Raw genomic sequence first — 13495 nt, 5'->3', positions numbered from 1 at the left:
ACCTCCCCGTGCGAGTAGCGCCCCGGTGGCTCATGGAGCGGTCACGCGGTCGTGGTCCCCCGAGACCATCCCCGCCAGCCGACGTCGCGCCTCGGCCCCCGAGCACTGCCGCGCGACCAGCGGGCCACCGGTGCCGTACTCCGCCTCGAGCGTCCAGCACCCGGCAGGTGCGGAGAAGACGCCGAAGAGCACGGGCTCCTCGTCGCCGACGACCCGCACCACCACGTCGCAGCGCAGCACCGCGGCGCCCAGCTCCTCCAGCACCTCGTCCGGCGGCGTGGGATCCGCCTCGTCGACGGGCGCGACGGGGAGCACGACCTCGCGCCCCTCCTGGTCGGTGTCGAGGTCGGGCAGCTCGGGGTGCACCGCCGCCGCCACCAGGAGCTCGGGCAGCGCCGCCGTCGAGGACAACGCGAAGCGGTGCATCCCCGCGCTGTCGACCTCCTCGACCAGGGTGACGTCGTCGACGACGTGCGCGTACCAGAAGTCCTGGCTCGCCGCGGTCGTCCGCGCCACCGCGACGACGGTCCGCGCGGCTTGGCGCAGGCTGACGAGCGCGCGGACGTCGTCGCGCACCATCACCGCCACGGTGCCGATGTCGTCATCGGCGAGGCGCTGCTCGAGCGCCTCGACCGCTGCCTCCGACGTCGGCGGCTCGAGGATGCCGCGGGCCACCAGGCTCCGGTACGCCGTGCGCGCCACCGCCGCCCGGACCGCCCGCGGCACGCCGGCGTCCTGCTCGTCGAGGAACGGGTCCACCACGATCGAGTGCGCGGGCGCCAGGACGGCGAGCTCCTCGTCGGTGAGGGTCTCCAGCGGGACCAGGTCGGCGACGGCCATCAGAAGATCCCGAAGCTCGCGACGTGGAGGATCCCCTTGCCGGTGTTCTCGACCGCGTGCTCCACGCCGGACGCCGCGTGCGAGACGAGGTCCTTGCCGACCTGGATCCCCTTGTCGATCGTCTGACTGATCTCCTTGCCCCGGTCGCCGACCCAGTCGGCGGCCTTGGAGACGAAGTGGCCGATCTGCTTGCGGTGGTCCCAGATGTAGTTGCCGGCGCTCCAGGCGCCGTAGGCGAGCACCGCGCCGCCGGCGACCGCGAGACCCACGGGACCCAGGGCGACGGCGATCGGCGCGGCGTCGAGCAGGAGCGCACCGGCTCCGACGGCTCCCGCGGCACCGAGTCCCCGCGTCGCCCAGCCGCGTGCGCCGTCGTAGCCGCCGCCGGTGAAGGCGTCGTGCGCGCCGGTGAGCACGGTGAGCGGGAGGAACACCTTGCCGAGGCCGCGCGCCGCGTCCGCGCCCACGAGGAACCGGCTGACTCCGCCGTTGGCCGCCCCCAGCCGGAGCTCGTTCATCGCCGCGTCCGCGGCGTCCATGTTCTTGACGAAAGTCGCGTAGTCGGAGATCGGCTGGGTCGAGTTGCGGAACCAGTTGACGTACGCTTTCGACTTGCCGAACAGCGCGAAGCCCTTCTTCAGGGCCATCCCGAGCGACGCGGCCCCCGCGCCGGCGGCCCCCAGGGACCCCATCCAGTCGTGGCTCTTCTCCAGCCGCTGGACGTACGCCCGCACCGCGGACTCGAGCGACTGCGGGATCTGCACGCTGGTGAGGGTGTCGGCCGTGCGCTGATCCGCGTCGGCGACGGACTGGAGCGCGCGCGTGATCGCCGCTGCCCGCCTCGCCGCCTCGGAGTTCAGCGCCCGCTGCTGCGAGTCGCGCGCGGCGGCCGCGCTCGCCGCGTCCTCGGGCGAGGTCATGACCGGCGGCAGGGTGGGCGGGGTGACCGTCCCGTCGGGGCCGACCGTGAAGCCGTCCTTGCCGGCGTCGGACAGCGCGGCCAGCAGCGCCGTGCGCGTGCTGCCGATGTCGCGCGCGCCGCCGTCGAGCGCCTTGCGCGCGGCGTCGAGCGCGTCGACGACGTCGTAGCCGGTCGCGATCTCGGTGCGGATCCGCCCGAACGCCGAGTCTGCCGTGGGCCCCTCCCAGGCACCCTCGAGCGCGCTCAGCGCGCTCTTCACCTGGCCGACCTGGCTCTCGACGGCGTCGCGCGCGGTGCCGAGGCCGGTGCTGGCCTCGCTCAGCGCCTCGGGCTTCCATCCCACCACCTGGGCGACGGAGAGCGACGTCATCGGGCCAGCCTCCCGAACCGACCTGCGCCCGCGCCGTCGCTGTTGCGGTAGTTCGCGACGGTGGCGTGGGTGCCGTCCGCGACGCCCTTCACCCGCTCGGCGAGGACCTGGACGGTCGCGCCCATGCGGGTCGAGGTCCACACCGTGGCGACCGAGGTCGCGGACCCGGGGAGCGCACCCTCGACCGGCGCGAACGGCCCCGCCACGTCGACCGCCCGCAGCGCGCTCGCTGCCTCGCCGAAGCGGTCCGCGGCCGCGTCAGCAGCCCCGGGGTCTATGCGGAAGGAGTTCCCCATCGCACCTCCACAGCGCTCGAGGGCCCCGGGCGCCCGGGGCCGTCGGACCCGTACCCCGGTCGATCGTCTCCGATGCCTGGCCGGAGCCCATGATCCCCCGACCGGGTGCGCGGGCGGGTGCGAGACTGTGCCCGAGGGCTGCTAGCTCAACTGGCAGAGCAGCGGACTTTTAATCCGCGGGTTGTGGGTTCGAGCCCCACGCGGCCCACCCGGTAGCGTCGGCGCATGGCCGACACGCACAAGATCACCCTCCACGGGCCCGGCGAGCCGCTCACGCTCCAGTTCGAGGCGGACCGCACGCTCGACGAGTGGCTCGACCAGCTCTCCACGCTCATGCGCGAGGGTCAGGTCACGACGCTGCCGCTGGCCAAGGGCTCCGCGCGGGTCAACATGGCGCACGTCTGGGGCGTCACCGCGAAGGTGGCGAAGGCCTGACGCCGACGAGCACCGCGACGGGCTCCGCCGTCCTCGGCGTCGACGCCTTCCGCGGCGGCTGGGTCGGCGTCCGGCTGGCGCCGGGGGAGCCGCTGCGCGCGTACGCCGCGGCGGGCATCGCCGGCCTCGTCTCCGCAGCGCTGGAGCAGGGCGGTCTCGCCGTCGTGGGCATCGACATCCCCGTCGGCCTCGCGGTCGCCGGGCCGCGCCGTGCCGACCTCGAGGCGGCGCGCCTGCTGGGGGCGCGCCGCTCGTCCCTCTTCCGCACCCCTGTCCGCGCCGCGCTGGAGCAGGAGACGCACGCGGCGGCCAACGCCACGCAGCGCGCGCTGACGGGGGAGGGCGTCTCCGCCCAGGCGTACGCGCTGCGGGCCAAGGTCCTCGAGGTCGACGCCTGGCGCCGGACACCGGGGTTGCCGCGCGTCGTCGAGGTCCACCCCGAGACGTCGTACGCCGTGCTGGCCGGCCGCCCGGCGTCCTTCCCGAAGCGCACGTGGGCGGGGCTGCAGGAGCGGGTGGCGCTGCTCGCCGGCGTCGGGATCGTGCTGCCGGCCGACCTGGGGCCCGCTGGCGCCGCGGCGCCGGACGACGTGCTGGACGCGGCGGTGGCCGCCTGGTCGGCGGAGCGGGTGCGCGACGGGAGGGCGCGCAGCCTGCCGGACCCGCCCGAGCTGCTGCCCGACGGGACCGCCTGCGCGGTCTGGGCCTAGCGGCCGGCGAGCAGCCCGCCGGACCCGAGCTCGACGCTGCCCAGCTCGACGCTGCGCACGGCCTGCGCCGGCACCGTCGGCAGCGACTCCAGCGCTGCGAGCGTCGCGTGGTCGCTGCCGTCGCGGCGCGCGCGGGCCAGGGCACGGCGGCCCGGTCCCGCCCAGCCGCAGGCGCAGACCGCGTGCGCGAAGCTGCCCCGGTGCTCCAGCTCGGACGAGTGACCGCTCACGTCGCCCACGGTACCGGCTGCGAGCTCGCCTGGGGAGTGCCACCGGTCACCAACCCGGTCGGCCGACAGGGGCTGTTCGAGGGGGTCGGTCGCCGGACTGCGACGAGTTGGCCACAACCCGTGCACGACCGGGGTCCGGACGGTTAGCCTTGACCGGTCCGGTGCGAGCCACCCGATCCCGCCGGACGGTCCAGGACGAGGAGGAGGCGTGTCGGTGCTCGAGCCGGACTCCCGGATCCAGGACCCGGCCGCTCTCGCCGAGATCGAGCTCTTCGGCGAGCTGGTCGTGGCCGCCGCCGACGCCGACAAGGCCATGAGCCACGCGGAGATCGACCGGGCGCTCGGCCTCGCCGACAGCGCCTAGCCGACAGCGCCCAGCCGACAGCTCCCGCCCGGCAGCGCCCAGCCGACAGCTCACGGGAGCCGCTCGAACGCCCGCTCCCAGGCCAGGTCGACCGCATGGCCGACCGCCCCTGCGAGCGTCGCCCCGGCGCCCGCGCGGGAGAGCTCGAGCCGCGGGACGGTGAACGGCAGCCGCGCGCGCAGCGCGGCCTCCACCCGCTCCAGCAGCAGGGCCCCGCCGGCGAGGCCGAGGTCGCCGCCGACCACGACGAGTCCGGGGTCCACGACGGAGACCACCCCGACGAGCGCGTGCGCCACCACCTCGGCCGTCCGCGCGAGCAGTTCCTCGGCCGCCGGGTCCCCGGCACCAGCCGCCCGCACGACCTCGCCCGGGTCCCGCGCCGGCAGACCCGCCGCCCGCGCGGCCGCGAGGAACGGCTCGACCCCCACGGTCGCCTCGAGCTCACCCCGGTGCCGGGTGGCCTCGTCCAGCGGCGTGCCCGCGCCGGACACCGGCACGAAGGCGGCCTCGCCCGCGCGGCCGTGCGCACCGCGGCGCAGCGCGCCGCCCAGCACCAGCCCCATGCCGACCCCGTCGCCCAGCGACAGCAGCACGAAGTCCGCGTCCTGCCCGCCCCGCGCCTGGAGCTCACCGAGCGCCGCGAGGTCGACGTCGTTCTCCAGCGCGAGGTCGTCGCCGAAGTGCTGCTGCAGCAGGTCGACGGCACGGCCGTACTCCCACCCCGGGAGGTTGGGTGCCAGCATCATCCGCCGGGCCTGGGCGTCGAAGACCCCGGGGCTGCTGACGAGCGTGGCCAGCACGTCGCCCCGGTCCGCGCCCGCCTCCGCGAGGGCGGCGCCGACCATCTCCGAGGCCTGCTCGACCACTGAGCGCGCGGAGCGGCGGCGGGTCCGGCCCGTACGCTCCGCCAGCCGGCCGCCGCGCAGGTCCGTCACCGCGACGCGCGTCGTGCTGCGACCGAGGTCGACGCAGGCCGTCACCCCGGCGCGCTCGTCCACGGTCCACAGCGTCGCCGCGCGCCCCACGACCCCGCCGCGCGCTCCGTCCCGCCGGACGAGCCGCGCCTCCTCGAGCCGGCTCAGCGCGGCGCTCACCGTCGGGCGGGAGAGCCCGGTCCCCGCGGCCAGCGCCGGGACGTCGGTGGCGGTGCCGCTCCGCAGCAGGTCGAAGACCGCGCGCTCGTTCGCGCGGCGCATGTGCTGCGGGCTCAGCCCCGCGACGCTCGACACGGCGCCATCCTCCCAGCCGCGCTCACGGAAGTCTGGTCGAGGTCTTGAAAAAGAAGGTTTGTTAATCCACGATGGGCACACCTTCAGCCACCAGGAGACCCCATGGCAACCACCGCCGTGCCCCCGCCGGCAGACACCTCTGGTGCGCCCCGCCTGCGCCGTCGCATCGGGCTGCTGCAGGCGACGGCCATGAACATGGCGCAGATGTGTGGCGTCGGCCCGTTCATCACGATCCCCGCGATGGTCATCGCCTTCGGCGGCCCGCAGGCGATCCTGGGCTGGGTCTTCGGTGCGCTGCTCGCCCTCGCCGACGGGCTCGTCTGGGCCGAGCTCGGTGCGGCGATGCCCGGCTCCGGCGGGACCTACGTCTACCTGCGCGAGGCCTTCCAGTACCGCACGGGCCGGCTGATGCCGTTCCTCTTCGTGTGGACGGCGATGCTCTTCATCCCGCTCATCATGTCGACGGGCATCGTCGGCTTCGTCTCCTACCTCGGCTACCTCTGGCCCGGGATGACCAAGCCCGAGGCGTACGTCGTCGGCATCGCCGCGATCCTGCTCATCGTCGCGATCCTGTGGCGGCGCATCGACTCCATCGGCGTCCTCGCGACCGTGCTCTGCGGGATCATGGTGGCGACGGTGCTCACCGTCATCGTCGCGGCGTACACGCACTTCCACGCCCACCAGGTCTTCACGTTCCCCCACGGGGCCTTCGACATCACGCGCGGCGGCTTCTGGGTGGGCTTCGCGGGCGGTCTCACCGTCGGCGTCTACGACTACCTCGGCTACAACACCAGCGCGTACCTCGGTGCGGAGATCCGCCGTCCCGGACGGACGATCCCGCGCTCGATCGTCCTCGCGGTCATCTCCATCATGGTCATCTACCTCGCCATGCAGATCGGCGTGCTCGGCGTCGTGGACTGGCACACGATGCTCGACACCAGCTCACCCGAGTACTCCTCGGTCGCCTCGGTCCTGCTCGAGACGACGTGGGGCGAGGGCGCGGCGAAGGTCGTCACCGTCTTCATCCTCCTCACGGCCTTCACCTCCGTCCTCGCGGGGCTGCTCGCCGGGTCGCGCGTGCCGTACGACGCGGCGCGTGACGGCGTCTTCTTCCGGTCGTTCGCCCGGCTGCACAAGAAGCACGAGTTCCCCACCATGGGGCTGCTCGCCATGGGCGCCGTGACGATCCTCGGCTTCGTGCTCGGCGAGCTCACCTCGATCACCCGCGTCATCCAGCTGCTCACCGCGGTCATGGTGCTCGTCCAGGCGCTGGCGCAGATCCTCGCGCTCACCGTGCTCCGGCAGCGGCAGCCGACGCTGTCGCGGCCGTACCGGATGTGGCTCTACCCGCTGCCGAGCATCCTCGCGGCGGTCGGCTGGGTCACGGTCTACCTGTACGCCGACAAGAACGCCCCCGGTCTGCACCCCATCGAGCTCTCCCTGCTGTGGGTCGTCGGGGGTGTGATCGCCTTCGGCCTGTGGGCCCGCTCGCGCGGGGAATGGCCGTTCGGTCCGAAGCCGATCGAGGAGAAGTACCTGCAGGCACAGGCTTCCGGCATCAGCGCCGACGACGAGGTGCTCGAGGTCTCCCTCGACCTGCCGGCGAGCCGCGCCGGAGCCGCCCGATGACCGACGCGGTGCTCGCCGTCGACATCGGCGGCACGAAGGTCGCCCTTGCGGTCGCCGACGCGGACGGGAACGTGCTCGCCAGCAGGGTGTTCGCGACCGAGGAGGAGCGGGGAGCGCACGACGTCGTGTCCCGCATCTGCGACGGGGGGCGGGACCTCCTGCAGCGCAGCGGCATCGATGTCAGCGGGGTCGGCGTCGTCTCGCCGGGGGTCGTCGAGCCGCACGGGGTCCGGCTCGCGCCCAACAACCGGGGGTGGGAGGAGCTGGCGCTCGAGGACGAGGTACGCCGCGGCCTCGGCGCGCCGGTCCGCGCCGACAACGACGTGAAGTCGGCGACGCGCGCGGAGGCCCGGTGGGGGGCCCTGCGCGGCGCGAGCGACGGCCTGCTCGTCAACCTCGGTACGGGCCTGTCCGCCGGCGCGCTCGTCGGCGGCCAGGTCCTGCGGGGGGCGCACGGCGCGGCGCTGGAGATCGCGTACCAGGTGCCGTCGGGCGCTCCCGTCCGCGGGTACGCCGACGGCGCGGCGCCCCTCGAGGAGCTCGTGTCCGGCGCGGCCCTGGCGCGGGAGGCGACACGGGTGCTGGGCCGGCCCGCCCACGCGGGCCACGTGCTCTCGGCGGCCCACCGCGCTCCGGCCACCCCCGAGGAGGGCGAGCTCGCCGCACTGGCGGGCGCCGCGCTGGAGGAGCTCTCCCGGGCGGTGGCCAACCTCGCCGTGGCCTTCGACCCCGAGGTCGTCGCGCTCTACGGCGGGATGCTGCGCACGCCGGAACCGCTGCTGCGCAGCCTGTCCTCCGCGCTCGCAGCCACCGTGCCGTACCCGCCGCGGCTCGTGCGCGCCGACTTCCGCGAGCGCGCGACGCTCGCGGGGGCGTGCCTGCTCGCGTACGAGGCCGCCGGGCTCCCGGTGCCGGACGAGCTCCACCTCGACGACGTCGACGCGCGACACGATGCCGCGCCCGCACCAGCACGCACCGTATGAGAGCGAGGACCACCATGAGCCTGCTCGAGCAGGAGATCCAGGAGCAGCCGGCCGCCGTCCGCCGCTTCCTCGACGCCGCAGCGCAGACGGAGCTGCCGCAGCTCGTGCCCCCGGTCTGGGTCGCGGCGCGCGGGACGTCGGACAACGCGGGGCGCTACCTGCAGTACCTCGCCGGCCTGCGGCGGGGGACCGCCGTGGGGCTGGCCACCTCGTCGACGATCGCGCGGGCGGGCCGCAGCCTCGGCTACGACGGCACGGTCCTCGGCATCAGCCAGTCCGGGCAGAGCCCCGACATCGTCGCGGTCCTCGCCGACGCGCGGCGGCGCGGCGTCCTGACCGTCGCCGTGACGAACGACCCCGCCTCCCCGCTGGCCGCGAGCGCCGACGCGACGCTGGAGCTGCACGCCGGCCCGGAGCGCTCGGTAGCGGCGACCAAGACCTACACGACCTCGCTCGCCGCCGCCGCGGTGCTGGTCGCCGCGGCGGGCGACGACGCGACCGGTGACAGGGACGAGGAGCTGCTCGCGGCGCTCGGTGCGGTCCCGGCGCTGATGGAGCAGGTGCTCGGGAGCGACGAGGGGCTCGCGGCGGCCGCCGACCTGCTGGCGGCGGCTCCGACCTGCGTCGTCACCGGCCGGGGCGTGGGGTTCGCGACGGCGCACGAGGTGGCGCTCAAGCTCACGGAGCTCACGGGGTCGACCGCGCTGCCGCTGTCCGCCGCCGACCTGCTGCACGGCCCCATCGCCGCGGTCGGGCCGCGTACGCCGCTGGTCGTCGTGCAGCCCGCGGGGGAGGACCTCGGCACCGGCGAGGTGCTCGAGAGCGCGCTGCGCAGGGGCGCCCCCGTCATCGCGCTCGGCGCCGGCGACGTCCCGGACGGCGTGGTCCGCGTCCCGGTCCCCCAGCCGCCGCTGCCCGAGCTGGCGCCCTTCCTCGACGTGCTCCCGGGGCAGCGGCTCGCCCTCGTCGTCGCCCAGCGCCGCGGCGTGGACGTGGACCAGCCGTTCGCGCTCTCCAAGGTCACGCTGACGAGCTGAGCTGGACAGCACGACGGGCGGCCCCCGAGCGGGGACCGCCCGTCGACGTGCGGGGTGGACGGACCTCAGCCGAAGCGGCCCGAGATGTAGTCCTCCGTGGCGCGCTCGGACGGGTTCGAGAACATCTTCCCGGTCTCCCCGACCTCGATGAGCTTGCCGGGCTTGCCCGAGCCCGCGATGTTGAAGAAGGCGGTCGTGTCGCTCACGCGCGCGGCCTGCTGCATGTTGTGCGTGACGATGACGATCGTGAACTGGTCCTTGAGCGTCGAGATGAGGTCCTCGATCGCCAGCGTCGAGATCGGGTCCAGCGCCGAGCAGGGCTCGTCCATGAGGAGCACCTGCGGCTCGACCGCGATGGCGCGCGCGATGCAGAGGCGCTGCTGCTGGCCGCCCGAGAGACCGGCACCGGGGCGACCCAGACGGTCCTTCACCTCGTTCCAGAGGTTCGCGCCCTGCAGCGAGCGCTCCACGACCTCGTCGAGCTGGGACTTCCGCTTGACGCCGTTGAGCTTGAGGCCCGCGGCGACGTTGTCGTAGATCGACATCGTCGGGAACGGGTTGGGGCGCTGGAAGACCATGCCGACGCTGCGGCGCACGGCGACCGGGTCGATGCCGTCGCCGTAGAGGTCCTCGTCGTCGATGAGCACCTTGCCCTCGACGCGCGCGCCGGGGATGAGCTCGTGCATGCGGTTCAGCGTCCGCAGGAACGTCGACTTGCCGCAGCCCGAGGGGCCGATGAAGGCCGTCACGGAGCGGGGCTCGATGGTCATGTTGACGTCCTCGACGGCCCGGAAGGAGCCGTAGTAGACGTTCAGCCCGCTGACGTCGATGCGCTTGGCCATGGGATCAGTCTCTCCTACGGGGTCGTCAGCGGGCCTTGGGCGCACGCCACCAGGCGATGGTGCGAGCGACCAGGTTGAGGAGCAGCACGATGAGCACGAGCGTCAGGGCGGCGGCCCACGCGCGCGGGTTGTAGAACTTCCCGGGCTGCGTGGCGAGCGTGTAGATGTAGAGCGGCAGCGACATCTGCGCGCCGTTGAACGGGTTCGTGTTGATCGAGTTCGTGAAGAACGTCGTCAGCACCAGCGGCGCCGTCTCACCGATGACGCGGGCGATGGCGAGCATGACGCCGGTCACCAGGCCCGCGACCGCGGTCGGCAGGACGATCGAGAGGATCGTCTTCCAGCGGGGGACACCGAGCGCGAGCGAGGCTTCGCGCAGCTCGTTGGGGACGAGCTTGAGCATCTCCTCGCTGCTGCGCACGACCGTCGGGACCATGAGGATCGAGAGGGCCAGGCTGCCGAGGAAGCCGCTGTAGCCGAAGCCCAGGATGACGATGAACAGCGTGAAGATGAACAGGCCGGCGACGATCGAGGGGATGCCGGTCATGACGTCGACGAAGAACGTCACGCCGCGTGCGAGGGCGCCGCGGCCGTACTCCACCAGGTAGATCGCGACCAGCAGGCCCAGCGGGATCGCGATGAGGCCGGCCAGGCCGACCTGCTCGACCGTGCCGATGATCGCGTGGTTCGCGCCACCCAGGTCGTCGCGCGGCCCGACGCCGCGCATCGAGTGGGTGAGGAAGTCGAGGGTGAGCTTCGCCGCGCCCCGGTGGATCGTCGAGGCGAGCAGCGAGACCAGCGGCAGGACCGCCAGCGCGAAGCAGCTGTAGACGACGGCCGTGACCACGCGGTCCTTCGCCCGGCGGCTGCCCTCGCGCGGCGCGGAGACCGCGAAGACCGCGACGCAGAAGATGACGTCGGCGAGGACCGCGGCGAGCAGGACCCGCCCGCCGCCCCCGCTGCTGCCCACCGCGGTGAGCAGGGCGTACGCGACGAGGAGCGCGGCGACGAAGATCGCGGCCGGCAGCCAGGTCGGGAGCGGGCGGACCTTCTTGGTGAAGGCGGCCCGGGTCGGCTCGACGAGGGTGCTCACGAGACGAACTCCTTGCGGCGCGCGATGATGATCCGGGCGGCCATGTTGACCGCGAGCGTGATGACGAAGAGCACCAGGCCGGAGGCGATGAGCGCGCTGCGCCCGTTGCCCTGCGCCTCGGCGAAGTTCAGCGGGATGTTGGCGGCGATCGTGTTGCCGCCGGGCTCGAGCACGTGCCAGTTGAGCGTGAAGCTCGTCGAGAGCACGAGGGCGATGGCGATGGTCTCGCCCAGGGCGCGGCCGAGGCCGAGCATGACCGCCGAGATGATGCCGGGGCGCCCGAACGGCAGGACCGAGGTGCGGATGACCTCCCAGCGCGTCGCGCCGAGGGCCAGGGCGGCCTCCTCGAGCGAGCGCGGCACCTGGAGGAAGACCTCGCGGCTGACGGCGGCGATGATCGGCAGGATCATGATGGCGAGGACGACGCCCGCGGTGAACATCGTCTGGGCACCGCTGACCGTGCCGCTGAACAGCGGGATCCAGCCGAACCTGTCGTTGAGCCAGTGGGCGAACGGCAGGATGTGCGGCGAGAACCAGTTCAGCCCCCACAGGCCGTAGACCACGCTCGGCACGGCCGCGAGCAGGTCGACGAGCACGCCGAGCAGCACGGCCAGCCGGCGCGGCGCGTAGTGCGAGATGAACAGCGCGATACCGAGCGCGACCGGCACGGCGATGACGAGCGCGATGAGGCTGGAGACGACGGTCCCGAAGGCCAGCGCGGAGATGCCCCACACCGAGGGGGTCGAGTCCGGGAACCAGGTCTTCTCGACGAGCCAGTTCTTGCTGTCCGCGCGGATGCCCGGGACCGCTTCGACGAGCAGGAAGACGGCGATCGCGGCCATGACCGCGAGGAGCAGGACGCCCGCCCCCACCGCGAGGCCGCTGAAGACCCGGTCGCCCATCCGGACCCCGCTGCGGGAGCGCGACCGCCCCAGCGCCGCGGGTTCGGTGGTGCTGGCTGTCACGACGACCTCCTGCTGCAGGCTCGCCGCAGCGCGGCTCGCGGGGGACACGGCTCCGGCGTCCGTACGGGGTGGACGCCGGGGAGGGGGAGCGCCACGTCGCGCGCGGCCGCGGGCCGTGCCCGCGCACCGTCCTGCCCCCAGTCTGACGGCCAGCGAGCCGCCCGTCGACCCTCTCAGGTCGACGGACGGCTCGTGTCCGTCGTCCGGCCCGTCCTCGCTACCTGCCGGTAGCGGTCGGTGGCGCTGGGCTACCGCGCCGGGCCGGGTGCCGACCGGAGTCGGCGCAGACGGGACTAGCTGATCGCGGCCACCGCGGCGGCGACCTTCGTCTGCAGGCTGGCCGGCAGCGGGGCGTAGCCGAGGTCCGGGGTCAGCAGCTGCTGGCCCGCACCCGAGGTGTAGCCGAGGAAGGACTTGACGAACGACGCCTCGTCGGCCTTGAGGCCCTTCTCGCAGGTGATCTCGTAGGTCACGAGGACGATCGGGTACGCCGACGGGTCGGTCGTCGCGTAGTCCAGGCTCAGCGCCAGGTCGTTGCCCGTGGCGCCGTCGGCCGGCTTCGCACCCTCGACGGCCTTCGAGGCGTTGGCCGCGGAGAGCTCGACGAAGTTCTTGCCGTCGTTGGCGATCTTCGCCGCCTTCAGGCTGGCCGACTGCACGAAGGAGTACTCGACGTAGCCGATCGTGCCGTCACCCGCGGCGATCGCGCTGGCGACGCCGGAGGACTTGGCCGCGCCCTGGCCGCCCGGGGCCTTCCAGACCTTGTCGTGGTCGAACGTCCAGTCGGACTTCGCCGCAGCGGTCAGCCACTTGGTGAAGTTGTCCGTGGTGCCCGAGGAGTCCGAGCGGTGGATCGGCTGGATCGGGGTCGACGGCAGCTGCGCGCTGGGGTTGTCGGCCTTGATGGCCGCGTCGTCCCACTTCGTGATCTTGCCGCTGAAGATCTTCGCGACGGTCGCGGCGGAGAGCTGCAGGCCGTCGACGCCCTTGACGTTGTACGCCACGGCGATCGGGCCCACGACCATCGGCAGGTCGATGGCGGGGCCGCCGGAGCAGCGCTTGTCGGCCGCGGTCTTCTCCTCGGGCTTGAGCGCCGAGTCGGAGCCGACGAAGGGCTCGCGGCCCGCGTTGAACGCGGTGACGCCCGCGCCCGAGCCGGTCGGGTTGTAGTTGATGGTCACGCCGGAGCACTGGCCCTGGTAGGCCTTGATCCAGGCGCTCATCGCGTTGGCCTGGGCGCTGGAGCCCTCGGCGTTCACGGTGCCCTTGGCGCAGGCGGCAGCGGCACCGCCGGCGGCGGAGGAGGCGCCACCGGAGGCGGCGGCCCCGCTGCTGGAGCCGCCGGTCCCGGCGCTGCTGCTGCTGGAGGAGTTGTTGTCGGAACCGCACGCGGCGAGGGCCAGCATGCCGACCACGGCGACCGCGCTGGCGCGGCCGTAGCGGAGGAACGTCACGTCGAGGGTCTCTCTCTCGGGAGCCTGGGGCTTGGTGCTCCCGCAACATAGGCAGCGCAGGTGACGGCTCCCGGGGGAGCGGGTGAACGCAGGGTG

At 73.7% G+C, this 13495-nt stretch carries 15 protein-coding genes and 1 tRNA gene; 7 read left to right on the top strand and 9 right to left on the bottom strand.

The window, feature by feature from the left end; all coding sequences use genetic code 11:
* Nucleotides 1–30: 30 nt before the first annotated feature.
* The 3 genes from EV189_RS00175 to EV189_RS00165 are packed head-to-tail and all read right to left on the bottom strand — an operon-like array spanning nt 31 to nt 2428.
* Nucleotides 31–840 carry a hypothetical protein gene (locus tag EV189_RS00175; RefSeq protein WP_130490951.1) on the bottom strand — a complete coding sequence of 270 codons (810 nt, stop codon included), beginning with the start codon at nt 838–840 and terminating at the stop codon, nt 31–33.
* Nucleotides 840–2132, bottom strand: coding sequence for a WXG100 family type VII secretion target (locus tag EV189_RS00170; protein WP_130490950.1), 1293 nt, complete (start codon nt 2130–2132; stop codon nt 840–842). Before EV189_RS00170 ends, EV189_RS00175 begins: the two co-directional genes overlap by 1 nt.
* Nucleotides 2129–2428 (bottom strand): hypothetical protein, encoded by a 300-nt coding sequence (locus EV189_RS00165; RefSeq protein ID WP_130490949.1) that lies wholly within the window; start codon nt 2426–2428, stop codon nt 2129–2131. The genes EV189_RS00170 and EV189_RS00165 overlap by 4 nt, the downstream gene beginning before the upstream one ends.
* A gap of 135 nt (nt 2429–2563) precedes the next feature.
* On the opposite strand from EV189_RS00165, the gene EV189_RS00160 reads away from it, so the two are divergent.
* The 3 genes from EV189_RS00160 (at nt 2564) to EV189_RS00155 (ending at nt 3573) form a co-directional block, all read left to right on the top strand.
* Nucleotides 2564–2636 (top strand) — tRNA-Lys (locus EV189_RS00160).
* Nucleotides 2637–2653: 17 nt separating this feature from the next.
* A complete protein-coding gene (locus tag EV189_RS19925) occupies nt 2654–2863 on the top strand; it encodes a hypothetical protein (protein ID WP_165400046.1) in 210 nt (69 codons plus the stop codon).
* Nucleotides 2830–3573, top strand: a complete 744-nt coding sequence (locus EV189_RS00155; RefSeq protein WP_231116080.1) for a DUF429 domain-containing protein — start codon at nt 2830–2832, stop codon at nt 3571–3573. The genes EV189_RS19925 and EV189_RS00155 overlap by 34 nt, the downstream gene beginning before the upstream one ends.
* Here the strand turns inward: EV189_RS00155 and EV189_RS00150 are convergent.
* Complete coding sequence (locus EV189_RS00150; RefSeq protein ID WP_165400041.1) at nt 3570–3803, bottom strand: hypothetical protein; 234 nt, start codon at nt 3801–3803, stop codon at nt 3570–3572. The genes EV189_RS00155 and EV189_RS00150 overlap by 4 nt on opposite strands.
* A gap of 208 nt (nt 3804–4011) precedes the next feature.
* Between EV189_RS00150 and EV189_RS19920 the strand changes: the two genes are divergently transcribed.
* Entirely contained in the window at nt 4012–4167 is a 156-nt protein-coding gene (locus EV189_RS19920; RefSeq protein WP_165400045.1) for a hypothetical protein, read from the top strand.
* 50 nt (nt 4168–4217) lie between these two features.
* Here the strand turns inward: EV189_RS19920 and EV189_RS00145 are convergent, their stop codons facing one another.
* The gene (locus EV189_RS00145) at nt 4218–5396 is read right to left on the bottom strand and encodes an ROK family transcriptional regulator (protein ID WP_130490947.1); all 1179 of its coding nucleotides are present in this window, start codon (nt 5394–5396) and stop codon (nt 4218–4220) included.
* Between the two features lie 102 nt (nt 5397–5498).
* On the opposite strand from EV189_RS00145, the gene EV189_RS00140 reads away from it, so the two are divergent.
* The 3 genes from EV189_RS00140 to EV189_RS00130 are packed head-to-tail and all read left to right on the top strand — an operon-like array spanning nt 5499 to nt 9045.
* On the top strand, nt 5499–7025 hold the full coding sequence (locus tag EV189_RS00140) for an APC family permease (RefSeq protein WP_130490946.1): 1527 nt from the start codon (nt 5499–5501) through the stop codon (nt 7023–7025).
* Nucleotides 7022–8008, top strand: a complete 987-nt coding sequence (locus EV189_RS00135; RefSeq protein ID WP_130490945.1) for an ROK family protein — start codon at nt 7022–7024, stop codon at nt 8006–8008. The genes EV189_RS00140 and EV189_RS00135 overlap by 4 nt, the downstream gene beginning before the upstream one ends.
* Before the next feature lie 14 nt (nt 8009–8022).
* Nucleotides 8023–9045 (top strand): SIS domain-containing protein, encoded by a 1023-nt coding sequence (locus EV189_RS00130; RefSeq protein WP_165400044.1) that lies wholly within the window; start codon nt 8023–8025, stop codon nt 9043–9045.
* Nucleotides 9046–9110: 65 nt separating this feature from the next.
* Here the strand turns inward: EV189_RS00130 and pstB are convergent, their stop codons facing one another.
* The 4 genes from pstB to pstS form a co-directional block, all read right to left on the bottom strand.
* Nucleotides 9111–9887: a phosphate ABC transporter ATP-binding protein PstB gene (gene pstB, locus EV189_RS00125; RefSeq protein ID WP_130490943.1), complete on the bottom strand. Its 777-nt coding sequence runs from the start codon at nt 9885–9887 to the stop codon at nt 9111–9113.
* Nucleotides 9888–9912: 25 nt separating this feature from the next.
* On the bottom strand, nt 9913–10980 hold the full coding sequence (gene pstA / locus EV189_RS00120; protein WP_130490942.1) for a phosphate ABC transporter permease PstA: 1068 nt from the start codon (nt 10978–10980) through the stop codon (nt 9913–9915).
* Complete coding sequence (pstC, locus tag EV189_RS00115; protein WP_130491870.1) at nt 10977–11882, bottom strand: phosphate ABC transporter permease subunit PstC; 906 nt, start codon at nt 11880–11882, stop codon at nt 10977–10979. Before pstC ends, pstA begins: the two co-directional genes overlap by 4 nt.
* 356 nt (nt 11883–12238) lie before the next feature.
* Nucleotides 12239–13399 (bottom strand): phosphate ABC transporter substrate-binding protein PstS, encoded by a 1161-nt coding sequence (gene pstS / locus EV189_RS00110; RefSeq protein ID WP_130490941.1) that lies wholly within the window; start codon nt 13397–13399, stop codon nt 12239–12241.
* Nucleotides 13400–13495: the final 96 nt, after the last annotated feature.

It is taken from the genome of Motilibacter rhizosphaerae, assembly GCF_004216915.1.
Lineage (GTDB): Bacteria > Actinomycetota > Actinomycetes > Motilibacterales > Motilibacteraceae > Motilibacter > Motilibacter rhizosphaerae.
The sequence above is the reverse complement of the archived record's forward strand: the minus strand, read 5'-3'. Positions and strand labels throughout refer to the sequence as shown.

Excerpts from the sequence above, each read along its gene's own strand:
- EV189_RS00175 (WP_130490951.1), bottom strand. The coding sequence starts at position 840 with ATGGCCGTCGCCGACCTGGTCCCGCTGGAGACCCTCACCGACGAGGAG.
- EV189_RS00170 (WP_130490950.1), bottom strand. The coding sequence starts at position 2,132 with ATGACGTCGCTCTCCGTCGCCCAGGTGGTGGGATGGAAGCCCGAGGCG.
- EV189_RS00165 (WP_130490949.1), bottom strand. The coding sequence starts at position 2,428 with ATGGGGAACTCCTTCCGCATAGACCCCGGGGCTGCTGACGCGGCCGCG.
- EV189_RS19925 (WP_165400046.1), top strand. The coding sequence starts at position 2,654 with ATGGCCGACACGCACAAGATCACCCTCCACGGGCCCGGCGAGCCGCTC.
- EV189_RS00140 (WP_130490946.1), top strand. The coding sequence starts at position 5,499 with ATGGCAACCACCGCCGTGCCCCCGCCGGCAGACACCTCTGGTGCGCCC.
- EV189_RS00135 (WP_130490945.1), top strand. The coding sequence starts at position 7,022 with ATGACCGACGCGGTGCTCGCCGTCGACATCGGCGGCACGAAGGTCGCC.
- EV189_RS00130 (WP_165400044.1), top strand. The coding sequence starts at position 8,023 with ATGAGCCTGCTCGAGCAGGAGATCCAGGAGCAGCCGGCCGCCGTCCGC.
- pstB (WP_130490943.1), bottom strand. The coding sequence starts at position 9,887 with ATGGCCAAGCGCATCGACGTCAGCGGGCTGAACGTCTACTACGGCTCC.
- pstC (WP_130491870.1), bottom strand. The coding sequence starts at position 11,882 with ATGGGCGACCGGGTCTTCAGCGGCCTCGCGGTGGGGGCGGGCGTCCTG.